Source organism: Roseomonas alba, assembly GCF_019430885.1.
GTDB classification, from domain to species: domain Bacteria; phylum Pseudomonadota; class Alphaproteobacteria; order Acetobacterales; family Acetobacteraceae; genus Neoroseomonas; species Neoroseomonas alba.
In genome coordinates, this window is sequence record NZ_JAHYBZ010000005.1 from 139868 (window position 1) to 161586 (window position 21719).

General features: G+C 69.8%; 23 protein-coding genes and 1 tRNA gene. 18 read left to right on the plus strand and 6 right to left on the minus strand.

Annotation, left to right across the window (positions count from 1 at the left end):
* Positions 1-154: 154 nt before the first annotated feature.
* Genes KPL78_RS15255 through KPL78_RS15265 form a run of 3 tightly spaced genes read right to left on the minus strand, consistent with a single transcriptional unit; the run spans position 155 to position 3068 of the window.
* On the minus strand, positions 155-826 hold the full coding sequence (locus KPL78_RS15255) for an ABC transporter ATP-binding protein (protein WP_255569039.1): 672 nt from the start codon (positions 824-826) through the stop codon (positions 155-157).
* Positions 827-834: 8 nt separating this feature from the next.
* Positions 835-2079 (minus strand): ABC transporter permease, encoded by a 1245-nt coding sequence (locus tag KPL78_RS15260; protein WP_219763842.1) that lies wholly within the window; start codon positions 2077-2079, stop codon positions 835-837.
* On the minus strand, positions 2076-3068 hold the full coding sequence (locus tag KPL78_RS15265) for an efflux RND transporter periplasmic adaptor subunit (RefSeq protein ID WP_219763843.1): 993 nt from the start codon (positions 3066-3068) through the stop codon (positions 2076-2078). The genes KPL78_RS15260 and KPL78_RS15265 overlap by 4 nt, the downstream gene beginning before the upstream one ends.
* Positions 3069-3193: 125 nt before the next feature.
* Here KPL78_RS15265 and KPL78_RS15270 point away from each other — a divergent pair.
* The 7 genes from KPL78_RS15270 to KPL78_RS15300 all read left to right on the plus strand — a co-directional run bounded on the left by KPL78_RS15270 (position 3194) and on the right by KPL78_RS15300 (position 8113).
* Positions 3194-3268: transfer RNA gene (locus tag KPL78_RS15270), tRNA-Thr, on the plus strand.
* Positions 3269-3587: 319 nt separating this feature from the next.
* Entirely contained in the window at positions 3588-4499 is a 912-nt protein-coding gene (locus tag KPL78_RS15275) for an MICOS complex subunit MIC60 (protein ID WP_219763844.1), read from the plus strand.
* Between the two features lie 47 nt (positions 4500-4546).
* On the plus strand, positions 4547-5605 hold the full coding sequence (locus KPL78_RS15280; RefSeq protein ID WP_219763845.1) for a PstS family phosphate ABC transporter substrate-binding protein: 1059 nt from the start codon (positions 4547-4549) through the stop codon (positions 5603-5605).
* A gap of 32 nt (positions 5606-5637) precedes the next feature.
* Complete coding sequence (locus KPL78_RS15285) at positions 5638-6378, plus strand: hypothetical protein (RefSeq protein ID WP_219763846.1); 741 nt, start codon at positions 5638-5640, stop codon at positions 6376-6378.
* Positions 6379-6432: 54 nt separating this feature from the next.
* Positions 6433-6861 (plus strand): hypothetical protein, encoded by a 429-nt coding sequence (locus KPL78_RS15290; RefSeq protein WP_219763847.1) that lies wholly within the window; start codon positions 6433-6435, stop codon positions 6859-6861.
* Between the two features lie 22 nt (positions 6862-6883).
* The gene (locus KPL78_RS15295; protein WP_219763848.1) at positions 6884-7234 is read left to right on the plus strand and encodes a hypothetical protein; all 351 of its coding nucleotides are present in this window, start codon (positions 6884-6886) and stop codon (positions 7232-7234) included.
* Positions 7235-7312: 78 nt separating this feature from the next.
* Positions 7313-8113, plus strand: coding sequence for a bestrophin-like domain (locus KPL78_RS15300; RefSeq protein ID WP_219763849.1), 801 nt, complete (start codon positions 7313-7315; stop codon positions 8111-8113).
* A 14-nt stretch (positions 8114-8127) separates the two neighbouring features.
* On the opposite strand, the gene KPL78_RS15305 is transcribed toward KPL78_RS15300, so the two are convergent.
* Complete coding sequence (locus KPL78_RS15305) at positions 8128-8733, minus strand: hypothetical protein (RefSeq protein WP_219763850.1); 606 nt, start codon at positions 8731-8733, stop codon at positions 8128-8130.
* Between the two features lie 384 nt (positions 8734-9117).
* Here KPL78_RS15305 and KPL78_RS15310 point away from each other — a divergent pair, with 384 nt between their 5' ends.
* Genes KPL78_RS15310 through KPL78_RS15325 form a run of 4 tightly spaced genes read left to right on the plus strand, consistent with a single transcriptional unit; the run spans position 9118 to position 12243 of the window.
* A complete protein-coding gene (locus tag KPL78_RS15310; protein ID WP_219763851.1) occupies positions 9118-10137 on the plus strand; it encodes a hypothetical protein in 1020 nt (339 codons plus the stop codon).
* Positions 10134-10844 carry a hypothetical protein gene (locus tag KPL78_RS15315; RefSeq protein WP_219763852.1) on the plus strand — a complete coding sequence of 237 codons (711 nt, stop codon included), beginning with the start codon at positions 10134-10136 and terminating at the stop codon, positions 10842-10844. Before KPL78_RS15310 ends, KPL78_RS15315 begins: the two co-directional genes overlap by 4 nt.
* Positions 10841-11257, plus strand: coding sequence for a DUF6524 family protein (locus tag KPL78_RS15320; RefSeq protein ID WP_219763853.1), 417 nt, complete (start codon positions 10841-10843; stop codon positions 11255-11257). Before KPL78_RS15315 ends, KPL78_RS15320 begins: the two co-directional genes overlap by 4 nt.
* Positions 11254-12243 (plus strand): hypothetical protein, encoded by a 990-nt coding sequence (locus KPL78_RS15325; RefSeq protein WP_219763854.1) that lies wholly within the window; start codon positions 11254-11256, stop codon positions 12241-12243. The genes KPL78_RS15320 and KPL78_RS15325 overlap by 4 nt, the downstream gene beginning before the upstream one ends.
* A gap of 6 nt (positions 12244-12249) precedes the next feature.
* On the opposite strand, the gene KPL78_RS15330 is transcribed toward KPL78_RS15325, so the two are convergent.
* Positions 12250-12642 (minus strand): hypothetical protein, encoded by a 393-nt coding sequence (locus tag KPL78_RS15330; RefSeq protein ID WP_219763855.1) that lies wholly within the window; start codon positions 12640-12642, stop codon positions 12250-12252.
* Positions 12643-12903: 261 nt separating this feature from the next.
* On the opposite strand from KPL78_RS15330, the gene KPL78_RS15335 reads away from it, so the two are divergent.
* Complete coding sequence (locus tag KPL78_RS15335; RefSeq protein WP_219763856.1) at positions 12904-13617, plus strand: MlaA family lipoprotein; 714 nt, start codon at positions 12904-12906, stop codon at positions 13615-13617.
* A 190-nt stretch (positions 13618-13807) separates the two neighbouring features.
* On the opposite strand, the gene KPL78_RS15340 is transcribed toward KPL78_RS15335, so the two are convergent.
* The gene (locus tag KPL78_RS15340; RefSeq protein ID WP_219763857.1) at positions 13808-14707 is read right to left on the minus strand and encodes a LysR family transcriptional regulator; all 900 of its coding nucleotides are present in this window, start codon (positions 14705-14707) and stop codon (positions 13808-13810) included.
* A 122-nt stretch (positions 14708-14829) separates the two neighbouring features.
* On the opposite strand from KPL78_RS15340, the gene KPL78_RS15345 reads away from it, so the two are divergent.
* The 6 genes from KPL78_RS15345 to KPL78_RS15370 are packed head-to-tail and all read left to right on the plus strand — an operon-like array spanning position 14830 to position 21672.
* Positions 14830-15954: a mandelate racemase/muconate lactonizing enzyme family protein gene (locus KPL78_RS15345; RefSeq protein ID WP_219763858.1), complete on the plus strand. Its 1125-nt coding sequence runs from the start codon at positions 14830-14832 to the stop codon at positions 15952-15954.
* Positions 15951-17033, plus strand: coding sequence for a mandelate racemase/muconate lactonizing enzyme family protein (locus tag KPL78_RS15350; RefSeq protein WP_219763859.1), 1083 nt, complete (start codon positions 15951-15953; stop codon positions 17031-17033). The genes KPL78_RS15345 and KPL78_RS15350 overlap by 4 nt, the downstream gene beginning before the upstream one ends.
* 43 nt (positions 17034-17076) lie before the next feature.
* Positions 17077-18261, plus strand: a complete 1185-nt coding sequence (locus tag KPL78_RS15355; RefSeq protein WP_219763860.1) for an ABC transporter substrate-binding protein — start codon at positions 17077-17079, stop codon at positions 18259-18261.
* A gap of 15 nt (positions 18262-18276) precedes the next feature.
* Positions 18277-19134: a branched-chain amino acid ABC transporter permease gene (locus KPL78_RS15360; RefSeq protein ID WP_219763861.1), complete on the plus strand. Its 858-nt coding sequence runs from the start codon at positions 18277-18279 to the stop codon at positions 19132-19134.
* Positions 19134-20939, plus strand: coding sequence for a branched-chain amino acid ABC transporter ATP-binding protein/permease (locus KPL78_RS15365; RefSeq protein WP_219763862.1), 1806 nt, complete (start codon positions 19134-19136; stop codon positions 20937-20939). Before KPL78_RS15360 ends, KPL78_RS15365 begins: the two co-directional genes overlap by 1 nt.
* Positions 20920-21672: an ABC transporter ATP-binding protein gene (locus KPL78_RS15370; protein WP_219763863.1), complete on the plus strand. Its 753-nt coding sequence runs from the start codon at positions 20920-20922 to the stop codon at positions 21670-21672. The genes KPL78_RS15365 and KPL78_RS15370 overlap by 20 nt, the downstream gene beginning before the upstream one ends.
* The last annotated feature ends 47 nt before the right edge of the window (positions 21673-21719 follow it).

Below are 21719 nucleotides of genomic sequence, written 5' to 3' on the forward strand. Positions count from 1 at the left end.
CTAATACAGCCTTCGCTTTTCCAACACCCGTGAAGTCGATCAGAATAATAGGCATCTGCGATCAAAGCATCAGCGGACAGACTGTCGGAATAGCGGACACGAAGACTTGACCCCACATGCGCAGGGACAATTCCAGCAGACTGCCTTCAACTTATTACTCGTCGCTGACGATGCGGCCATCGACGAGATGCACCCGTCGCGTCGCACGCTGTGCCAGTTCGGCATCGTGGGTGACGACCAGAATCGCCCGGTCTTCCTCCCGCGCCAATCGGGCAAATATGTCGAAGACAGCGGCGGCATTTCTCGTATCCAGGTTGCCGGTGGGTTCGTCAGCCAGCAGCAGCACCGGATCGTTCGCCAGGGCGCGCGCGACGGCCACACGCTGGCGCATGCCGCCGGAAAGCTGTTCCGGGAGCTTGTCTGCCGCCGCCTCCAGCCCCAGCGCGGCGAGCAGACTCCGCGCCCGCGCCTGGGCCGCGCCGGGCTTACGCGTACCGAGACGGCGGATAGGGATCAGCACGTTCTCCAGCGCCGTGAACTCCGGCAGAAGGAAGTGGAACTGGAAGACGAAGCCAAGCCGCGCCAATCGCAACGCCGCGAGTTCCGGTGCCGACAGGGTCGCGGTGTCGCGGCCTTCCAGTAGGATGCGGCCGCGGCTTGGCCGATCCAGCAGGCCCAGCAGATAGAGTAGCGAGGATTTTCCGGAACCCGACGGTCCGGTGATGGCGACGAATTCACCCCGTTCGACCCGCAGGTCGATATCGGTCACCAGGGTGACGCCTTCGGGTAGGGTGCGGCCGACGCCTTCGGCCGCGAGCAGCGGCATGCATGCCATCACGCCGCGCCGCGCACGATCTGCACCGGATCAAGCCGCGCGGCCCGGCGCGCCGGGATGACCGCGGCCAATGCAGCCGAGGCAACCGCGAAGAAGGACGCCACGGCGAAGATCCGCCAGTCGCGCGCCAGCAGGAAGCGGTCATTGCCCGCCGGCGTCTCCGTTGCGAAGCGCACCTGGGCCAGGCCCTCGATCATCAGTTGGCCCAGCAGGCAGCCGAGCGCGGCCCCCAGGAAGCCCGCGATCAGCCCTTGCACCAGAAATAGGCGCTGGACGTCGCCTTCGGTGAAGCCGAGCGACTTCAGGATGGCGATGTCGCGCGTCTTCTCGAACACCACGGTCGAGATGATGTTGTAGATGCCGAAGGCCGCGACCAGAAGGATCGCCCCGGTCACGCTGTACATGATGGCGTTCTGGATGACGAAGACGGTGAGGATGTTGCGGTTCTGCTCCTCCCAGGATTCGGTACGCTCGCCGAAACGGTCCTCGATCTCGCGGGCGAGCGGTTCGGCCCGCGTCACATCGGACAGGCGCAGCAGGATCTGGTTCACGACATTGGAGCGGTCCTGCAGCACCTGGTTGACCTTCAGCAGGACATAGCCCGAGGTCTGATCAAGCGTGGCCAAGCCCGTATGGAAGATGCCGACGACCTTCATTTGCAGGGACACGCCCCGCGGCGAGATGGCAACCACCGTATCGCCCATCTGCACGCCGAGCCGCAGTGCCAGGCTGTCGCCGATGATCAGCCCATTGGCCGTGGCCCGCAGATCGCCGAGCCGGCCCCGCAGCATGTCCTTTTCGATGTTCGAGACGCGGGCGTAGCGCGTCGGGTCGATGCCGGTGACGGTGATGGAGACGTCGCGCGCGCCATAGCGCAGCAGCGCCGCGCCGGTCAGGATCGGGGCCGCCGCCACGCCTGGGATGGCTTCGAGGACGGCGAGCTTCTCGCCCGCCGAGCGGATGCCCCGCACCCGGTCGATCGGCTTCACGCCGTTGATTTCGACAGCCCCGCCCGGCGTCGCGAGCTCGGCGGCCTGCGGGGTCGGATGGCGGGTCTCGTCCTTGATGACGATGTGCGGCTGCACGTCGATCACCTGCTGGATGAAGTAGATCTGGAACCCGCGCATCATCGCCGCGATGGCGACGAAGAACGCCACGCCGAGCGCCACGCCCAGCACCGAGACCAAGGTCTGCCGCCGCCGCCGCGACAGCATGCCGCGCGCCAGGTCGAGGATCAGTCTCATGGCCGCAGACGGACCGTCTGCCCATCGGCCAAGGTTGCCGGCGGGTTCAAAACCACGGCCTCGCCGCGCGCCAGGCCGCGCAGGATCTCAACCGCGCGGGGACCCTGGACACCCACCTCGACGGGGCGGTGTTCAACTGTCTCGCGCCGCACCACGAAGACACGGCCGTCACGCACGGCGGCAGGGGGCACCAGCACGGCATCGTCGGTCCGGCGCAGGACGATGTTCGCTTCCACTGTCATGCCGATCATCAGGGGGGTGTCGTCGGGCAGGGTCAGGCGCACGCGATAGGCCTTGCGGGTCGCATCGCCCTTGGGGGTGATCTGGCCGACCGTGGCGGTCAGCACCTGCCCGGTGAAGGCATCGGCACGCAGGAGAACGGGCTGGCCTTCGCTCACCTGGGCGATGTCTTCCTCATCGACCTCGGCGGTGATGCGCAGGGGGCGAAGCTCGCCGATCCAGAAGAGGCTGGCGGGGGTATCGACGACCTCACCGACCTCGACATCCCGCCGCAGCACCACGCCGGCTGAGGGGGCGCGGACGATGTAGTCGTCCAGGCGCCGGCGCGCGGCCTCGGCCGAGGCCCCGACGGCACGGGCTTCCGCCTCGGCGCGATCCAGGGCCGAGCGGGATGCGATGTCACGGGTGACCAGGGTGCGGGTGCGGGCGAGTTCGTCCTCGGCGAAGCGGGCGCGGGCCTCGGCTTCCTCGACGCGGTGGCGGGCTTCGCGGTCGTCGAGGCGTGCGAGGGGCTCTCCCTCCGCGACGCGCTGGCCTTCCTGGACCATGACATCCGTCACGCGGGCGCGGACGGCGGGCCCGACGCGGGCCCAGTGGACGGGTTCGACGCTGCCGGTGGCATAGACCGCGCGCAGCGCGGGGCCCGTGGTCGCCATCGCGATGGCGACCGCCGGTGGCATGATCCACCAGAGCCAGCTCCCTCCGGCGGCGAGCAGACACAGGATGAGGAGAAGGATCCGGCGGCGCATGGGGCGGCATGGGTAGCACGGGCGGGGGCGATCGCGGCGAAACGAAACACACGGTTGCGCGCCGGGCGCCCCGAGGGTAGAGAGCCCCCCGCCTAGGCGGTGCGGCGACGCATGGCCGCGAAGGGGCCGGCATAGCTCAGTGGTAGAGCAACTGATTCGTAATCAGTAGGTCCGCGGTTCAAATCCGCGTGCCGGCACCAGCTTAATCAGAGGCTTGGATGCCTCTAATGTCCGAGTTGGACCTTCTCCGACGTCTCGCGGACCGAACCGCGTCACGGCGGTGTGGCAAAACTCCATGAAGCGGAAGATCCGAGCAGCTCGACGCCAGATCGCCCTGTGGCGCCACTCGGTTCGGCCGCATCGAGCGGCCCCTGTCATCCGCTCCCCGTGACGGCAAGCGCTCTCGGTCTGCATAACCTTCCCACGGGACGGCGCCACGTGCGCCCGCGGCACAAATTCGGCGGGTTACGCCGCAATGCAGCAGTCCGATTAAGAGTTCCAAAACCTCAGCCCGGTTGAATGGCGATCGTGACGACGGTGCATCCCGGCATCGTCTCATCGGAACCATGGACCGCCATCGTCGTGACCCCGTCAGACCAGATCGTGCCCGGTGATGGGCGGGCGTCGCCCTATGCCGCGGGCCTGCCCATGCTGCGCGATGCCATCACCGGATCGCGGCAACTGCTGATGCCGGCGCTGGGCTTCGCCGCCGGCATGGCCCTCGCTGGTGCACTGGTGGGGGTCGGTCATCTCCGCGCCCGCCCGGTGGATGCGATCGACGCCGGGCAGGAAAGCCTGCAGACCCGCGTCGCACGGCTTGAGGCGATGGTCGACGAACTTGCCGCGGCAACCGACAACGCCGTGGCCGCATTGCAGGCATCGGACCAGAACGTCACCGCGCGGGGGCTGGAGAACAGCCGCTTCATCGCCGCCGCCCTGCTGTTGCAGGCAGCGGTCGCGACGCCGCGGCCCTGGCCGCGCGAATACCAGGCGATGGTGACGCTCGCTCCGCCGGGGGCTCTGCCGCGGCCGCTCGCGGAAGTGCTGCTGAGCCACGCCGCGCGCGGCCTGCCGACCGAGGCGGAGCTGCGCGAACGCTATGCCGCGCTGATGCCGCAGCTCATCGAGCGTGCACCGCGCGACGCCTCGCTGGTCGAGCGCAGCTTCACCGCCATGCGCAACGCCTTCGCGGGCGTCGGGCTGGCGGCGCCACCGGCGGCGACCGACCAGGAACAGGCCATCGCGGGCGTTGCGCAGCAACTGCGTCGCGGCAACCTCTCGGCAGCGGTTGTCGATGCCGGGGCGCTACATCCGTCGCTGCAGCCGCTCCTCGCGGGCTGGCTGGCGCAGGCCGGCGCGCGGCTCGCCGTCGAGCAGGCAGTGCAGGAGACGTTGCTCCGGGCCCTGACTACCCCGCCGCGGCCGATCTGATGCGCCGCCAGCCGCCGATCCCCGCCCCTGCCCGAACGGAGGGTTCCATGCGCCGCCATCTTCTCGGCCTGATCGCCGTTCTGCTTCCGCTTTGCGCCGGGCCGGTGCGCGCCGAACCCTCCATCACGCTACGCGAGCGGCTGGTGATGGTCAGCTCGGCCTCCTCCACCACGCTGACGCGGCTGCTCGTGCGCAATTTCGCCGAGCGTTTTGCAGGCGTCCCCGCGCCCCAGGTCGACACCATCAGCGCCGCCCGCACGATCGAGGCCTTCTGCAGCGGCGTTGGCCCGCAGACGCCGGATATCGCCATCGTCACGCGACGCATGCCACGCGCGATGATCGAGGTCTGCGCCGCCAACGGCGTGCGCGACATCATCGAGGTGCAGCTCGGCCTCGGCGCCGTGGTGATCGCCGGGCGGCGGGGCGACGCCATGCCGGGGCTCACCGCACGGCAGATCTGGGAAGCGCTCGCCGCCGAACGGCCCGAGGACGAGGATTTCGGCCCCAACCGCCAGCGGAGCTGGTCGGACATCTCACCGACCCTGCCACACACCGAGATCCGCGTGCTTATTCCCTCGGAGGTGGCGGGCACGCGTGCGCTGTTCGACGACCTCGTCATGGAAGGCGGCTGCCGCAACGTCACCCGCGTGCGCCTGATTTTCGATGCCGCCTATCGGCGCAGCAAGTGCATCACGACGCGTACCGACGGCCACGCCATCACCCTGCATGGCGATGAGGTGGTGCCCGCGCTGCTCGCCGCGCCGCCAGGCACGCTCGCCGTCGTCAGCTATGATCAGCTTGTGGCGAGCGGCGGCAACCTGATCGCGCTGCCGCTCGACGGCGTGTCGCCCAATCCGGCGAGCATCGGCAATCTCGACTACGAGCACGCTCGCACCTTCTTCCTCTACGCCAAGCGCCAGCATGCGCGGCAGCAGCAGGGCGTCGGCGTGGTGCGCGGCATCCACGAATTCCTCGTCGAGAGCACCAGCGAGCAGGCCGGTGGCCCCGGCGGCTACCTGACCACGGCCGGGCTCGTGCCGCTCGGCCCGGCGGAGCGCGCCGCCCAGCGCCGCATCGCCGAGCAAGGCCGACTGATGTCCCGCTGACCTGCCCCGCCCGGATCGGAACCCCCTACGCCATGCATGCCAAGGCCCTCCTCCTCGCCGCCGCGATCGTCGCGCCGTTCGCGGCGGCCGCGCAGATCGCTCCCCTTGCCGGCGCCACGCGCGTCGTCGTGCCGACGCCGCTGCAGGACCTGCCGTCGGATGACGACGTGTTGGCACGGGCCGAACGGCTCTGGAGCGGCATCATGGACAGCCTCGGCTTCAGTTTCGGCACGGGCAGTTCCTTCGCGCAGCAGCACAGCCTCGCCGCGCGGCAGCAGACGCGGGATGACTTCGCGTGGCTGATGGACATCGCCGGCTACAAGCTGAAGGAGATCGAATCCTCCGTCTCCCTGCTGCCCGGACTGTCGCTGACCTTCGGCCAGGCGCGCATGCTGACGGAAAGCGACCGCGAATATGTCGAGCGCACGCTCGAACGCCATGCGCGACGCAATCCTGGGCCGATCTCGGCCATGCAGCGCACCATCGTGCGCGGCATCATGGATGCGGGGGAGCTCGGCGGCTTCTCGGTGGACAAGGTCGAGGTAACGCTGTTTCCGCTGCCGCAGGTGCGCTTCCAGCTCGCCCCGGCCGATGCGCCGCTTGGCATGGAAGCGAGCCGCATCATGCGGGCGATCGACCGTCTGAACCAACGCGTCACGGCGCTCGGCGCGCAGCAGCAGCAGAGCGGGCCGGACCATGGGCGGCGAATGTTCGACCAGCCCGACGCCAATGCGGCGCGGCTGCTGCCCGCCGCCGCCACCATCCTCCACTGATCACAACCACCTTCCGCGCCAGGACGGCGCAGCGCGTGAAAGGCAGAAGGCCCGATGATGGCAACGGACCAGACGCAGCGGCAACGCTTCGCCGAACTCGTGAAGCTGCAACTCCAGGGGCGCCGCTTCCTGGAACGGGACCAGGAGCGTCGGCTGCTCGAGGAAGGGCTGACCCGCTATGGCCTGACTCTCGAACAGGCAACGGGCGTGCTGCGCAGTGCGGCGGAGCATGACTCGATCGCGCTGGAGGGCGAGCTCGGCACCTCCTCTCGCGAATTGCTGCGCACGCTGTCGGACAAGCGCAGCCGTGTGTCGCGGGACGACTTCAAGCGCGCGGTCGCCTTCTACCGCGCCCGCACCGGCGTGCCGGAGGCGGATGCGCAGAAGCGTGTGAAGCGAATGATGGAAGAGCTCGATCTGCGGCCGAAGCCGACCGGGCGTGTGATCCGATCCCGCCGCTGGTACCGCGCGATCAACAGCTGAACCCAGGGACTGAAGGAAGCGAATGATGCGAAAGATACTGACCGTTCTTGCCGTGCTGCTCGTCGCGCTGCCGGTCGCCGCGCAGTCGCCCGGGCGCGCGCCAGCCCCCGCGCCGGCGCCGGCCCCTGCACCCGCGGCGCCGATGGCCGCGCCAGCGCCGGTGGTGCGCGAGGTCGCGCCGATCATCAGCATCCAGACCCTGCCGCACATCTCGCCTGGGCATGCGGTGGCCCTCGGTACCGGCCTGTTCGTCGGTGCGCTGGCCGGGTCCGCGATGATCCATGGCGGGGCGCTCGCCACGGTTATCGGCGCCGCGGCGGGGCTGACGGTCGGCCATTGGTACTGGACCGAGCGTCACGACGACGCCGACTGATCCCTGAGCCGCTCCGCGGGTCGCGCAGGATGCGCGGCCCCCCGCCTGTCAACCGATGCGCCGCGGAGGATCCCGGCCTTGGATATCCTGCTTCCCCACGAACTCGCCGCGCTGCCGACCTGGATCGGCATGACGATCTGCATCGCCGTGCCGGTCGCCCTGGCGTTGGTGCTGGGCCGGATCATGTATGCGCTGTTCACTGCCACCGAATTCCAGGCGAATGCGGTGGTCGGCGCGGTCAAGTACGGCTTCGTCGTCGAGATCTATGCGGTGGTGGCGGCGCTGACGCTCGTCGGAGCCTGGGACATCTTCCAGACGGCCCGCGACACGCTGCAGAAGGAGGCGTCGGGCCTCTACATGCTGGCGCTCGCCGTCGATACCTATGATGGGCCGACCATGGTCGGCACACGGCAGGAGATGCGCGCGGCCATCCGCGACTATGCCGGTGCCGTGACGCAGCGGGATTGGCCCGCCATGCAGGCCGGTGTGCCATCCGGCGGCTCCGACGCGGCCTTCCAGCACATGACGCGCGTCTTCCTTGACGTCGAGGGCGAGCGCAACGCGCAGCAGACGCTGCAACAGCAGACCAGCAACTGGCTTGCCCAGGTGGCCGAGGCGCGGATCGCGCGGCTGTCGGTGCAGTCGCGCACCCTGTCGGGACTGATCTGGATGCTGGTGCTGACGGTCTCGGTTGCCGTCATTGCCTTCCAGTGGTTCTTCGGCGGCGCGAGTGCCGCGATGCATGTCGCCATGGCGGCGGTGATCGCCGTGATCGTGGGATCGGTGCTGATCGTGTCGATCAAGCTGGCCTTTCCCTATGTCGGCGACCCACCGCTGCTGACGCCGGCGCCCTTCCTCGCGATGATGGATCTGCGCTGATGCGCCGGGCCGCGTCAGTGCGAGGCGGCGTGGTGCGGGCGGTAGCGCCAGCGCTGGAACAGCACCAGCGCCAGGGCGATGATCCAGACATTGAGCTGCGCGGCGAACCAGGCCGTCAGATGCGCGGTCCATTGCAGCAGCAGCGCGATGTGCAGGGCGAGCAGCAGGAAGGCAAAGTAAGCGCGGCGCTGGGCGCGGCCATGCCACAGCCCCTGCGTCATGATGGCGCCCTGCACCAGGCCGAGCAGACCGATCCAGCCGGTGAACGCGGCGAGGCCGTCGAAGGCCAGCATGAGATCCGGCAGCGCCTGCAGCGTCGAGAGCTGCGGCAGGGCGTGGCGACCGAGCAGATCCAGCAGGCTGATGGACCAGGGCCCGTCGCCGGCGAAGATGCGGTCGGGCAGGAAGTAATCCGTGTGCGGCTCGGCGGCGACCAGCGCGACGCCAAGCGCCGTGCCGGTGCCGAGGGCGAGGAGGCGCAGGATCGGCACTGCTTCCGCGTCATGCGGCGCGGTCATCTCGAAGCCCGCAATGCCGAGCCGCAGCAGGGCCACCGCGAAAGCCACCGCGAGGAGTGCGGCGAAGGTGCCGCCGAAGATGTCGCCGAAATCAGCCATCATGGGCGTTGGATAGGCCGGCAAGGGCTAATGCGCGGTTCATGGGCGCGTGCGGTGGGGGAGTGGAGGGGTTCTGCGCCTCCGAAGCACGCTGCAAAGGAGCGAAAGGGCTTCGTGGTTCGTCGCCTGCGTCCGCTGTGGAGCCGAGAGGGGCTTTGCCCCTCTCGGACTCACCCCAGCAAAGGCCGAAAGGCCTCTGCAAACCTCAACTTGGCGCCGAGCACCACGGGGAGAAAGGTGCCGAGGCCCGTTCTTGCGCACGAAGCGCGCTTGGCGGGCGCAGCATGCCTGCCCCGCTCCGTGCCGACAGATTGCGTTCCAAGTGCTCCAAGCACTTGGCGGGTTGGTTCGGAGGGGCAGAGCCCCGCTGATCTCCACCGTGGCAGAATGCGCCTCGCCCTCGGCCTCGCCTTGCCGCTGGTCTTGGCAGCGATGACGGCGCGGGCCGAGACGGTGGCGGTGCTGCTGCCGGGTGGCGCCTGCCAGCTCCGCATGCTGCCGGAGGGCGGCATTGCCATGGAGACCACCGCGCTGGCCGCGGAGTCCGCCGCCCTGACCGGCCTGTCCGCCCGCCTGTTCGCCGATGCCGCGACGATGCGCCTGGGGCCGGCGCGGGAGGCGGTGCCGGGCTTCGGCGGCTGGGCCTATGGCTGGGTGCAGAGCTACGTCACCTCCTATCGCAGCCTGGCGCGCGGGGTGGTGAGTCTCACGCATTCGATCACCACCGAGGAGGCCCTGCCTCAGGCCTCGCGCATCGCCGAGGAAATGGCGGAACCCGTCCGCGCGGAATTTCGCGCGCGGGTGCTGCAGCCGTCGCTCGGCGATGGCGGCTTTGCTGCCGATATCGCGCATGTTGGCCGCGTGATGGACGCTGCCTGGTCGCGGGCGCTGCGGGACAGCGCCGTGCGGCTCGCCAATCATCCGCCCGCGACGGCGGGCGCGACGGCACAGGGGGTGCTGAACCTGGCCGCCGCCGCGAAGCCGCTCGCGCCGGATCTGGAGGCGGCGGGGCCGGCCGACCCGATGACGATGCTCGCCCAGGACGGCGCGGATGGCGGGACCGTGTTCCTGCGGTCGATGCGGCCCATGGCGGCGCGGCTGGGGGCGGTGGCGATCCGGCTCAGCGAGGCCGGTTCGCTGATCGCGGCCGGTGGCGCCTTCGGGGCGGCGCTGGGCGGCATTCCCGGCACGATGATCGGCGTCGCGGGCGGCATCGGGGCGTCCTGGGGGCTCGACTGGGTCATCAGCCGGGTCGACGCGACGCTGAACCGTGCGGGGTTCGAGGCGCAGGCGCTCGAGGCGTTGGCCCGCGCCGAACACCGTCTGGCCACCGAGTCGGCCGAGGCCGCCGCGACCATTCTCGCCGCGCGGATGGCCGCGCTCGGCACCCAAGGAGACTGCCGATGACCGACGCCCCCGAGGACGGGACGGTCGCTCGCGACTGGGTCCGCCTCGCCACCTTCGCCTGCGCCGCCTTGTCCTGTGCGCTGTCCGCGGCGTGCCTGGTCGTCGTGATGGGCGGCGTGTCGCCGCAGGTCACGACCGCGGCGCATGCGGCGACGCCGGCGCGGGCGGAACCGCTGCCGCCGGGCAATACGCCGCATGTCCTGGTCGCGGTCGAGTTGCTGCTGCCGCATCTGCCGCGCCCGGCCCCGTTCCCGCGCAGCTTCGCCACCGCCGTCGCGCTGGCCGCGGGTGATGCGGAAGCGACGCGGTTGCTGCTGCCGCTTGCCGCCGCGGCGGCGGATGGCGCGCCGACGCTGCGCCAGCTCGCCGAGGATTTCGGCCCCGCTGCCGACGCGCTGGTGCTGGCCGAGATGGGCTTCGGCCCGGATGCGGGCTGGTTCGCCCGCCGCACGGCGCGGACGATGCGGCTTGGGGCGGAATTCGGCGCGGCGGGGACGCCCGGCCTCACGGCATTGCGTGACGCGGCGGAACGGCTGGCGGAGGAGGATGGGCCGGGAGCGGAGGCCGCGCTCGCGCCGCTGCCACAGGGTGCGGCGCCGGCGCTCGATGCGTGGCGGGCGCGGCTGGCGCGGCGGCTCGCGGCGGATGCGGCGAGGGTGCAGCTTGCCGAACTCGCCATGGCCCGTGCGCAGGGGACGTCGCGATGAGCGCGGAACGCTTCGACTGGCGCGGCGTCGTTTCGCGCGCGCTATTCAGCCTGTTCGTCGTGCTGGCGGTGTACAACCCGTCCGGGACGTCCTTCGTGCACTGGGTGCTGGAAGGGTTCGACTGGTTTTGGCTGAAGCTCGCGACCGGCGCGCTGCTGGCGACCATCTGCATGATGCTGTGGACCACCACGGTCGGCGTGCTGGGGCGCCGCGGCATCGCGCTGATCGTCGCCTTCTGCGTCGGCACGGGCATGACGGGGCTGCATCTTGCGGGGCTCAGCCTGTTCGCCGGGGATACGCTGCTCATCGGCGTGCTCGTCAGCCTGGCGGGGCTCTTCACCGTCGGGCTCTGCTTCTCCCATCTGCATCACCGCCTCGGCGGCATCATGCACACGCAGGAGGTGCCGAAGTGACACCCGCCCCCAACCAGGCACCGCCGCGCAAGGCCGATGCCTTCCTGGTAAGCTGCATCGACCCGCGACTGACCGACGAGACGACCTTCCTGATGGCGGCACTCGGGCGCACGGATCGCTACAGCGAGATGCGGATCGCGGGCGCGGGGCTCGCCGCGGTGGACGAATCCCGCCCGGCCTGGCGCGCCGCGCTGTGGGAGAATCTGGAGGCTAGCCGGCAGATGCACGGCGTCTCCAAGGTGATCTTCCTCAATCACCGCGATTGCGGGGCCATGGCGCTGTATACGGGCCGGCGGCTCGCCGACGATCCGGCCGAGGAGCTGCGCCAGCACCAGGCCGTGCTGGAACGCGCCGCGGCGGCGGTGCGCGCGCGCTATCCGGACATGACGGTCGAGATCAAGCTGATGGACCTCGACGGCAGCGTGCAGGTGCTGCCCTGCGCCGTCTGCGCGGCGGCCGCTTCCGGCGGGTTGCGGGCCGAGGCCGTGCAGGACCCGGCCGGCCGTAGCATCGCCGCGATGGCGGCGTCGGGTGGGGCGCAGATCGTGCCCCCGGCCCCGGAAACCCACGAAGCCGATCCCGCCGGCTTCCGGGAACTGGTCCGGCTGCGCGTGGTGGATGGGCTGCAGGATCCGGAGGCGGAGCTCGCCCTGCTGACGGAAGGCGTGACGCGGCACGGACTGAGCGCGGCCGATGCGCGCGGCATCCTGGATGCGGAATCGCAGCGGCGCGGCGCGGCCACCGGCGCGGCGGGGGCGCGGGAGGCCACGGCCTTCCTGCGCGCCCAGGCCGATGCGCGGGGACGGGTGTCACATCAGGACGCGACGCGTGCCGCGGCGCTCTACCGGGCCCTGACAGGGCGCCATGCTTCGGAAGCCGAGGCCGGCCGGCGCGTCGCCACGCTGCTGGAAGCGGAAGGCCTGTCGCCGCGGCCCGAAGGGCTGCTGCGGTCCACGACGTGGTACCGGCGGATGGCGCAGGCGTGACCGCCTTCAGGCCACGGTGATCGTCGCCCCGGCCATGCGCGCCACATCGACGATACGGGCCTGCATCGCCATCAGCGGGCGGTTGTCGATCAGGCTGAACATGAAGGCGTTCTCGGCGAAGGCGTCGCGCAGGTAGTGGCCGGTCGGCGCCGGCGCCCCGGCATAGGTGAAGCGCAGGAACTGCACGAGCAGCAGCGAACGGACCATGTGCACCGCGACCAGGCGACGCAGCAGGATGGTGGTCTCGATCTCCCGCTCGACATGGGAGAGCAGGTTGACCCCGGTGAACCACGGCCCGTACCGGGCAATGGTGACGCTGTCGCGGTACAGCAGGAGATGACCGCCCATGCCGTGCAGCGCGGCGAGGCGCGGGCCGCGGTCGGTGGCCTCGGCGCTCATGCGCTGGGCCGCCGGGGCGGGCGTCCGGTGCGGCGGCGCTGGTTGGGAAACGCGACATGCATGGCGGAGCCTCCGGGGAGCGGAGGCTGGCATGGCCGGCTTCACCAAGCGGTTAGCGGCGAGGTCGGGTCACTTTTCGGTGTCGAGTTAATCAATTCTATACTATTCCCTGCCCGTGGCGCGTTAGGCGTGCAGCACTCCCCGCCCTGGGGGGCCGGAAAATCCGGTGCCGCCAGGGCACGCCAACCCCGGGCAGACCGCATGCCGATCCGCTTTCCGCCGCCGCTCACCTGTGCCGGCCTGGTCCTCGCGACGGGCCTCATCGCCGCGCCGGCCCAGGCCGCGCAGGACCCGCTGGAGGGCGTCAACCGCCGCATCCATGCCTTCAACCAGGGTGTGCAGGCCTATGTGCTCGGGCCTGCAACGGAGGCCTATCTTGCCGTCACCTCACCCGGCTTCCGCACCGGTGTCGCGAATGCGCTGAGCAACCTCGGCGAGCCGGTCACTGCAGTCAGCAGCCTCGCGGCCGGCGACGTCACGCGTGCGACCAATGCGGTGATCCGCTTCGGGATCAACACCACGCTCGGCCTGGGCGGGGTGAACGATGCGGCCGGACCCCTGGGCTTCCCGCGCCGGCCCTTCGGGCTCGCCGACGCGGCCTGCGCCTGGGGCGTGCCGCGCGGGCCCTATCTGGTGCTGCCGGTGCTAGGGCCGACGACGCTGCGCGACGCCTCGGCCATGGCGACGGGCGTCGCGCTGCTGGCCCAGGCGGTCGGGCCCGAGGCGGTGATCGGCTGGCGCACCAGCGAGATGTTCGTCTCCTACAGCGGCATTCACCACGAGCTGCGGCGGATCGACGCCGAGGCGTTGGATGCCTATGCGGTCCATCGCAGCGCCTATCTCCAGCGCCGCGCCGCGGCGTGTCCGGGCGACATGCCGGAAGAGGAGGAAGAGGAGCAGGCGGCCGCGCCCTGACGGACAGTTGCCGTGCCGAGAAGGCGTTCGCGAAGGTGCTCGGGACGGACCGCGCAGCTACGGCGAGCGCCGACGTCACCGTGATCCGATCGATCCTTTGCTCCGGGGCGACAGTCCGGCGGGGCGGCCCTGTGTCGATCTCCCTGCCGGTCTGTGACGAGCGGGCGGCGGCATTCAGGTGGAGGCGCCACTACGCGTCAACCGGAGCCTTTGCGATCCGGCGGGCGGTCGCCATGAGCAGCCGCGCCGCCCGCGATACGGCCCGGCCACGCTGGATCACGGCTGCGGCCCCGACCGTCAGACGCGGGCGCAGCGGCAACAGCCTCAGATCAGCGGGCAGGCCACTCATGGCGCCATAGGGATCGACGATCGCGATCCCGGCACCGGCGCGCACGAGCGATAGCGCCACGGAGGTCTGGGTGACCTCGACGGCGATGCGCAACCGCAGCCCCTCCGCGGCAAAGGCGGCGTCGACGAGATCCCCGAGCGGCAGCCCCCGCGGTACGCCGATCAGCGGCCAGGCGGGCAGGTCATGGACCGTCACGCTGTCGCGCTCGGCCAGCGGATGCGACGCCATCACCGCGCAGACCAGCTCCGTCTCGTCGAGCGTGACGAGCTGGAGATCGGGGACCACGCTCGGCGTCAGCACGAAGCCGAGCTCCACGCGCTCCCGCACCACTGCGTCGATGACGCCGAGGTTGTCCATCGTCTGCAAGGCGACATGGATGCCGGGCCGTGAGCGGCGAAAGGCTGCGATGGCACGCGGCAGCAGATGGTCCGCGAGGGCCGGCGTGGCGGCCGCTACCACGGAACCGACATTTCCCTCGCGGATGCCTTCGATGAGCCGGTCGATGCGTGCCAGCCCCTCAAAGACCCGATCCATTTCGGCGAGGATCACGACAAGCTCCGCGGTGGGATGCAGCCGTCCGCGGCGGCGCGCGAAAAGCGGGAAGCCCGCAGCGGCCTGGCATTCGCGCAACATCATGCTCACCGCCGGCTGCGACACGTTGAGCGCGTCGGCGGCCGCGGTCACGGTCCCGTTGCGGGCGGCCGCGCGAAGAACTTCGAGCTGGCGGTATGTCAGGTACATCAGGACACCTTATATTCTTATAAGGCAGATGGCGTTGAGCTTATCCTCAGGGCCGCGCAGGATGGCTCGGCCTAGTCCGGCAGATCCCTCGCCAAAGGGGGACGGGGCAGGCAGGAACGTCGATGCGCATCACCTCCGTCGAAACCTCCGTCGTCGCGCTGCCCTTCACCATGGGCGGCCCGCACCCGCCCTTCGCCGGCCGTCCCTGGGACCGGCTCGAGATCCTGCTCGTGCGGGTCGAGACCGAGGATGGGCTGGTCGGCTGGGGGGAAGCCTTCGGCCATGCCGCCATCCCGGCAACCAAGGCCGCGCTCGACAGTGTCGTCGCACCCCTCGCGATCGGCCGTGATGCGCGTGCCATCGAGCCGCTGACGCGCGAACTGATGCATGCGACGCATCTGCTCGGCCGCAACGGCGCGCATCTCTACGCCATCTCTGGCATCGAGATCGCGCTGTGGGATCTGCTCGGCAAGCGGGCGAACCAGCCGGTCTGGGCGTTGCTCGGCGGCCGACAGCGGGACAGCTTGCCAGCCTATGCGAGCCTGCTCTCCTACGCGAACGACCTGCCGTTGGTGGCGAAGAATACGGCCGAGGCGCGCGCCGCCGGCTACCGTCACATCAAGCTGCATGAAGTGACGCGCGAGGCCGTCATCGTTGCGAAAGAGGCGGCGCCCGACGCGGCGATCATGCTCGATGTGAACTGCGCCTGGACGCCGCCAGTGGCGCGCGACATGGCGGAATCACTCGCTGCGGAGGGGCTGTATTGGCTCGAAGAGCCGGTCTGGCCGCCTGAGGACGCTGCGGGCCTTGCCAACCTCCGCCGGCACGGCATGCGGCTTTCGGCGGGGGAAAACACCGCCGGGCTCTTCGGATTCAAGACGCTGGTCGAGGCGGGCGCCATCGACATCGCCCAGCCCAGCGTGACGAAGATCGGCGGCATCGGTGAGATGCTGCGCGTGTTCCGTCTGTGCCAGGCCCATGGGGTCGAGGTGATCCCGCACTGTCCCTATTTTGGGCCAGGCTTCGTCGCCACGCTGCACATCGCCGCCGCGCTCTGCGAGCGGCCGCTGGTCGAAGTGCTGTGGCTCGAGATGGAGGCCAATCCCTTCGACCCCTGGGTGCGTGCGCGGGACGGCCAGGTGGCGGTGCCGCAGGGTCCGGGTCTCGGCTGCGACCCGGACCCCGCGATCCTCGCGCGATATGCCATGGCGCCGCCGGTGCGCACCGAAACGAGGTTCGCCGCATGAAAGTCATCGCCGTCGAGACGACGCCGATCCTTCTGCCGCTCGACAAGCCGCTCGGCAGCGCGCTGGGGGCCATCGCGAAGTTCGGTGTCATCCTCGTCACGGTGCGGACCGATGCCGGCATCAGCGGCGAGAACCTGATCTTCACCCTGCACGACAGGCGCACGGCGGTACTGCGCGGGATGGTGGACAGCCTGGCCGACCTGATCGTCGGGCGCGATGCCGGCCACATCGCCGATTTCTGGGCGCGCGCCTGGAAGGACATCAACTTCATCGGCCACCAGGGCGTAGCGGTGATGGGGATTTCCGCCATCGACGGCGCGCTGTGGGACGCGCTGGGCAAGGCTGCGGGGATGCCGCTCTATCGCCTGCTCGGCGGGGCACGGAACCGCGTGCCGGCCTATCACTCCGGCGGGCTGTGGCTGTCCCATTCCGTTGAGGAGCTGGTCGAGGAAGCGCAATCCTTCGTCGCGCAGGGCTGGCGCGCGATGAAGATGCGGCTCGGGAAGTCCGATCCGGCCGAGGACGCGGCGCGGGTGCGCGCCGTGCGGGACGCGATTGGACCGACCATCGCGCTGATGGCCGACGCGAACCAGGGCCTGACGGAAGCGCAGGCGATCCGCCTCGGGCGCATGATCGAGCCATACGGCCTGACCTGGTTCGAGGAACCGCTGCCCTGCTGGGACCTTGAGGGTCTCGCACGGGTCGCCGCCGCGCTCGACACGCCGATCGCCAGCGGCGAGACGGAATATACGCGCTATGGCTTTCGCCGCATGCTCGACCAGCGTTCGGCCGACATCCTGATGCCGGACCTGCAGCGCGCCGGCGGCGTCAGTGAATTCATGCGCGTGTGCCACATGGCGCAGGGCCATGACATCGCCGTCTCGAGCCACCTGTTTCCCGAGACCAGCATCCAGTGCCTCGGGGCGCTGTCGAACGCCCTCTACCTCGAATACATGCCGTGGTTCTCGCGGCTCTACAACGAAGCCCTGGAATTCGATGCGGGTGACGCGTTGGTACCGGAACGGCCGGGCTGGGGCTTCACCCTGAACCGCGACTACATCCGCCACCTGCAGGACTGACCGCCGGCGCGGCGGCGCCAGGCGACAAGGAGGGAACGAAACCATGAAGATCACCCGTCGCGCACTCGCCCTGGGCGGCACCGGCCTTGCGGTCGGGGCGTCGCTGTCCCGTCCCGCGCTGGCGCAGAACGAGCCCATCCGTATCGGCTGGCTGGCCGCGCTGACCGGACCGAGCTCCGCCCCGGCCGTCGGCTTCAATCGCGGCGTGCTGTTCGCGGCCGAGGCGCTGAACGCCGCCGGCGGCGTGAAGGGCCGACGCATCGAAATCATCACCCGCGACACCCAGGGCGATCCGACCAAGGCGGTGAATGCGACGCAGGAGATGATCAGCCAGCTCCGCGTCAATGCCATCTGGGGGCCGACCAATTCCGGCGAATCCCTCGCGGTCACGGCCATCATGGCGCGCGCGAAGATGCCCAACATCCATCCCTGCGTCGTCGATACGCTGATCGACCCGCGGCGCTATCCGAACGCCTTCCGCATCTCGCCTTCGAACACGCAGTGGGACGATGCGGTGCGCAACTACTGCATGCAGCGCATCAACGCGAAGAAGGTCGCGGTGATCGGCGACACCACCGGCTATGGCGTCAGCGCCGCCAACGCGTCGGTCGCCGGCTTCCAGCGTGCCGGGGCGGAGGTGGTCTACAAGGCCAATATCGACGCCACCCAGCCCGACATGACCCCGGACATGCTGCGCGCGCGAAATGCGGGTGCGGAAGCCATCGTCATCTGGTCGGTCACCACCGGCATGATCGCGCGCATGCTCAACACCCGCGCGACGATGAACTGGGACGTTCCCTTCGTCGGCCATCCCTCCCTTTCCTCGGGCGAGATCGGCAGCCTGATCGAACGTCCGCAGAACTGGGAGAAGGTCTATGCCATCGGCTACCGGTCGTGTTCGCGCGATGCTGCCGGCAACTTGCCACCCCGCACGGCGGAGCTGGTGCAGCGGCTGTCCGGCAAGGTGAACCTGCAGGACACGCTGTTGTGGTGGGTTGCCTGCGCCATCGACGCGGTGAACCTGGTGGCCCGCGCCGTGGATGCGACCGGATCGACGGCGAACGAGGCGATCATCGGCAACTGGAACGCGACGCGCGAGTATCCCGGCTTCTATGGCACCTACACCTGGTCGCCCACGGAGCATAACGGCTACCCCACCGATGAGGTGGTGATGTCGGCGGCCAATACCGCGCGTGACGGGGCGTTCGCCCTCGCCCCGGGCTACTGAGCGGAACGACGCGGGATGCTTGCTTCCATCATAGCCTCGGGCCTTGCCGTCGGCGCGATCTATGCGCTGATCGGCATCACCTACAACACGATGTTCGCCACCTCCCGCGTCATGAGCTTCACCGCCGGGCAGCTCGGCATGCTCGGCGGTGTCTTCGGGTCGCTGTTCATGCTCCGGCTCGGGGTGCCGCTGCTGCCGGCGCTGCTGCTGACCCTTGCCTGTTGCGCGCTGGTCGGCGTGCTCACCGAGATCGTCGCGGTGCGCCCGGTGCTGAACAGCCTCGAACAGCATCTCTATGTGCTGACCACCCTCGCCGTCGCACTGCTGATCCAGCACACGACGGCGATGGAATGGAGCACCGAGCCGCAGCCTTTCCCGCGCCTGACCAATATCGGCTCGGGAGTCCTCGACGAGAAATACTGGCTGCCCGTCGCGGCCTGCGTCGTGACCATCCTCGGGCTCGAGTACCTCTATCGGCGCACCCTGGTCGGGCGCGCCTTCGTCGCCATCGCCGAGGATAATTTCGCCGCCCGGGCGCTCGGCCTGCCGGAACGCAACCTGCGCATGGCGAGCTATGCCCTGGCAGGCGCGATAGGGGCGCTGGCCGGCTTTGCGGGCGGGCAGTTGCTGCTGGCCTTCTTCGCCAACGGCCCGCTGCTGAACTTCTACGGCTTCATTCCTGTCGCGCTGGGCGGGCTTGGCAACAACCGCGGTGCGGTGATCGGCGGCATCCTCCTCGGCCTGTTCCAGCAGGCGGCGAACTTCCTGGTGGGCGGGATCTTCTCCTCGGTCGCGGTCTTCACGCTGTTCATCATCGTGCTGCTGGCGGCGCCGCAGGGCATGTTCGGCGCGCAGGCGGCGCGGAGGGTATGATGAGCGCGACCACCGATACCGTGCCGCTGCGCGCGGGCATCCTGCCAAAGGTTGCCGGGCCGCTGTCGCCGCTCTGGCCGTTTCTGCTGCTGCTCGCCATCGCGGCCGCGGTGCCGCTGACGGGCAATGCCTATTGGGGGCTGATCGCGACGCGCATGGCGATCTACTGGGTGCTCGTGACGGGGCTCAACCTGATCGTCGGCTATGCCGGGCAGCTCGCGATCGGCTATGTCGCGCTGTTGTCGGTGGGGGCCTACACCACCTCGGTGCTTGCGGCGGGCAATGTGGCCGCGCCACTGCCGGCCTTCGCCGCGCTGGGCTGCGCAGGGGTGGTGGGCGCGGTATTCGGCGTCATCGTCGGCCTGCCGGCGCTGCGTCTGCGGACCTTCTACTTCGCCATGACGACGCTCGGCTTCGCCACCATCGTCAATCAGATCACCCTGGCCTGGCAGGATGTCACGGGCGGCGGCATCGGCATCACGGGGCCGGAGATGCCGGCGCCCTTCGACACCACTTGGGGGCTGCTGTATCTTTGCCTCGGCTTCGCGGTGGTCTGCACCTGGCTGACCGCCAATGTCGCGCGCAGCCGCTTCGGTCGGGCGCTAGTCGCGGTGCGCGACGCCGAGGTCGCCGCCGAGGCCTCGGGCATCCGCAAGCCGCGCCTGCTCGTGCTGGTCTTCATGCTCGCGGGCGCGCTGGCGGCGATCGCCGGCGGGCTGTTCGCGACGCTGCAGACCTACATTACGCCGGACGCCTTCACCTTCGACCTGTCCCTGCTGTTCTTCATCGCCATCCTGATCGGTGGGCGCGGGTCGATTCTCGGGCCGCTGCTCGGTACGGTTATTCTGACCCTGTTGCCAGAGATCGCCGCGCCGCTCGCCTCGTGGTCCACCTCGCTCTATGCGGTGCTGCTGCTGGTGATCGTGCTCGCCATGCCTGGCGGCATCGCGGCCATGATCGACCCGCGCAGCCGGCGGAAACTGCCTGCGAACCGCGTGATCGCGCCGCGCGCCGAAGCACTCGACACGTTGCTTGGCCAGCGCACCGTGCCGGAGCCGATGCGGCTGTTGGGCATCGTGCTGGCCTTTGGCGGCGTGCGTGCGATCGACGGCGTGGACCTGACCGTCGCACCTGGCCAGGTGCATGGGCTGATCGGTCCCAATGGCAGCGGCAAGACGACGACTCTGAACGTCATCTCCGGCTATTATCGGCCGGAATCCGGCGGCATGGCGATCGGCGCCGCGCCGCTGCCGGCCGGCGACCCCGAGGGCCGGGCCGCGCTGCGCATCGCGCGGACCTTCCAGACGCCGCGGCTGATTGGCGAGGCCTCGGTGCTCGAAAACGTCATGATCGGCGGCACTGTCGATGGCACGGCAGGCTTCGCGGAGGCGCTGTTCAGCCTGCCGCGGCAACGCGCTGAGGAGCGCGACCTCGAGGCCCGTGCGCGGTTGGCTCTGGCCGCGGTCGGCCTCGCCGATCTTGCCGGTGCGCGCGCCGACCGGCTGCAACACAGCGAATTACGTTTCATGGAGATCGCTCGCGCCCTGATGCTGCGGCCGTCCTTCCTGCTGCTCGACGAGCCGGCCGCGGGACTTTCCACCGAGGAGATACGCCGCCTCGGCGCACTCGTCCGGGCCATCAGCAGGCACGGCACGGGCGTTCTGCTGGTCGAACACCATGCCGACCTCATTTTCGACATCTGCGACCAGGTGACCGTGCTGAATCTGGGCAAGGTCCTCGCAGCGGGTACGCCGGCCGAGATCCGCGTGCACAAGGAGGTCGTCAGTGCCTATCTCGGCGCCTGAACGCAGCCTGCTCGCGGTGGCGGGCCTCGAATCCGGTTACGGCAAGATCGCCGTCCTGCATGGCGTGGATCTGCGCATCGGCGCCGGCGAGGTCGTGGCGCTGCTCGGCCCGAACGGCGCGGGCAAGACAACGCTGCTGCGCGCGCTGTCGGGGTTGCTCCCGGCCACTGCGGGCAGCATCACCTTCGATGGACAGGACCTGTCGCGCTCGAGCCCGCGCGAGGCGGCGCGCGCCGGGTTGGTGCATGTCATCGAGGGGCATCGGGTCTTCACGCAGATCTCGGTGGCGGACAACCTGCAGCTCGCTGGCTACGACCTGCCGCGCGGGGAGCGCGCCGCGCGGATCGAGGAGGCGCTGGCCTACTTCCCCGAGATCGCCGCCAAGCGCCACGATCGGGGCGGTGCGCTCAGTGGCGGGCAGCAGCAGATGCTCGCCGTCGCGCAGGGGTTGGTGCGGCGTCCCCGCCTGCTGATGCTTGATGAACCCTCGGCGGGGCTGTCGCCCGTGCTGGTGGACCGCGTACTCAGCGTGGTGGCGGAGCTGCGGGCGACGGGGACGTCGGTGCTGCTGGTCGAGCAGTTGATCGAGAAGACGCTTGCCGTCTCTGATCGCGTCTATGCGCTCGCCCAGGGGCGCATCGTGCTGGAGGCCGGCGCGACGGAGGAGGACCTGCCGCATCGGCTGGAGCGCGCCTATTTCGGCCAGGAGGTGCCGACCGCGCTTCACGTTTGATGCCGGCGCGCTTGGACGGCGCGTCAGCGCCGATGTGGGGAATGTCG

Excerpts from the sequence above, each read along its gene's own strand:
- KPL78_RS15255 (WP_255569039.1), bottom strand. The coding sequence starts at position 826 with ATGCCGCTGCTCGCGGCCGAAGGCGTCGGCCGCACCCTACCCGAAGGC.
- KPL78_RS15260 (WP_219763842.1), bottom strand. The coding sequence starts at position 2,079 with ATGAGACTGATCCTCGACCTGGCGCGCGGCATGCTGTCGCGGCGGCGG.
- KPL78_RS15265 (WP_219763843.1), bottom strand. The coding sequence starts at position 3,068 with ATGCGCCGCCGGATCCTTCTCCTCATCCTGTGTCTGCTCGCCGCCGGA.
- KPL78_RS15275 (WP_219763844.1), top strand. The coding sequence starts at position 3,588 with ATGGCGATCGTGACGACGGTGCATCCCGGCATCGTCTCATCGGAACCA.
- KPL78_RS15280 (WP_219763845.1), top strand. The coding sequence starts at position 4,547 with ATGCGCCGCCATCTTCTCGGCCTGATCGCCGTTCTGCTTCCGCTTTGC.
- KPL78_RS15285 (WP_219763846.1), top strand. The coding sequence starts at position 5,638 with ATGCATGCCAAGGCCCTCCTCCTCGCCGCCGCGATCGTCGCGCCGTTC.
- KPL78_RS15290 (WP_219763847.1), top strand. The coding sequence starts at position 6,433 with ATGATGGCAACGGACCAGACGCAGCGGCAACGCTTCGCCGAACTCGTG.
- KPL78_RS15295 (WP_219763848.1), top strand. The coding sequence starts at position 6,884 with ATGATGCGAAAGATACTGACCGTTCTTGCCGTGCTGCTCGTCGCGCTG.
- KPL78_RS15305 (WP_219763850.1), bottom strand. The coding sequence starts at position 8,733 with ATGATGGCTGATTTCGGCGACATCTTCGGCGGCACCTTCGCCGCACTC.
- KPL78_RS15310 (WP_219763851.1), top strand. The coding sequence starts at position 9,118 with ATGCGCCTCGCCCTCGGCCTCGCCTTGCCGCTGGTCTTGGCAGCGATG.
- KPL78_RS15315 (WP_219763852.1), top strand. The coding sequence starts at position 10,134 with ATGACCGACGCCCCCGAGGACGGGACGGTCGCTCGCGACTGGGTCCGC.
- KPL78_RS15320 (WP_219763853.1), top strand. The coding sequence starts at position 10,841 with ATGAGCGCGGAACGCTTCGACTGGCGCGGCGTCGTTTCGCGCGCGCTA.
- KPL78_RS15330 (WP_219763855.1), bottom strand. The coding sequence starts at position 12,642 with ATGAGCGCCGAGGCCACCGACCGCGGCCCGCGCCTCGCCGCGCTGCAC.
- KPL78_RS15335 (WP_219763856.1), top strand. The coding sequence starts at position 12,904 with ATGCCGATCCGCTTTCCGCCGCCGCTCACCTGTGCCGGCCTGGTCCTC.
- KPL78_RS15340 (WP_219763857.1), bottom strand. The coding sequence starts at position 14,707 with ATGTACCTGACATACCGCCAGCTCGAAGTTCTTCGCGCGGCCGCCCGC.
- KPL78_RS15345 (WP_219763858.1), top strand. The coding sequence starts at position 14,830 with ATGCGCATCACCTCCGTCGAAACCTCCGTCGTCGCGCTGCCCTTCACC.
- KPL78_RS15350 (WP_219763859.1), top strand. The coding sequence starts at position 15,951 with ATGAAAGTCATCGCCGTCGAGACGACGCCGATCCTTCTGCCGCTCGAC.
- KPL78_RS15355 (WP_219763860.1), top strand. The coding sequence starts at position 17,077 with ATGAAGATCACCCGTCGCGCACTCGCCCTGGGCGGCACCGGCCTTGCG.
- KPL78_RS15360 (WP_219763861.1), top strand. The coding sequence starts at position 18,277 with ATGCTTGCTTCCATCATAGCCTCGGGCCTTGCCGTCGGCGCGATCTAT.
- KPL78_RS15365 (WP_219763862.1), top strand. The coding sequence starts at position 19,134 with ATGAGCGCGACCACCGATACCGTGCCGCTGCGCGCGGGCATCCTGCCA.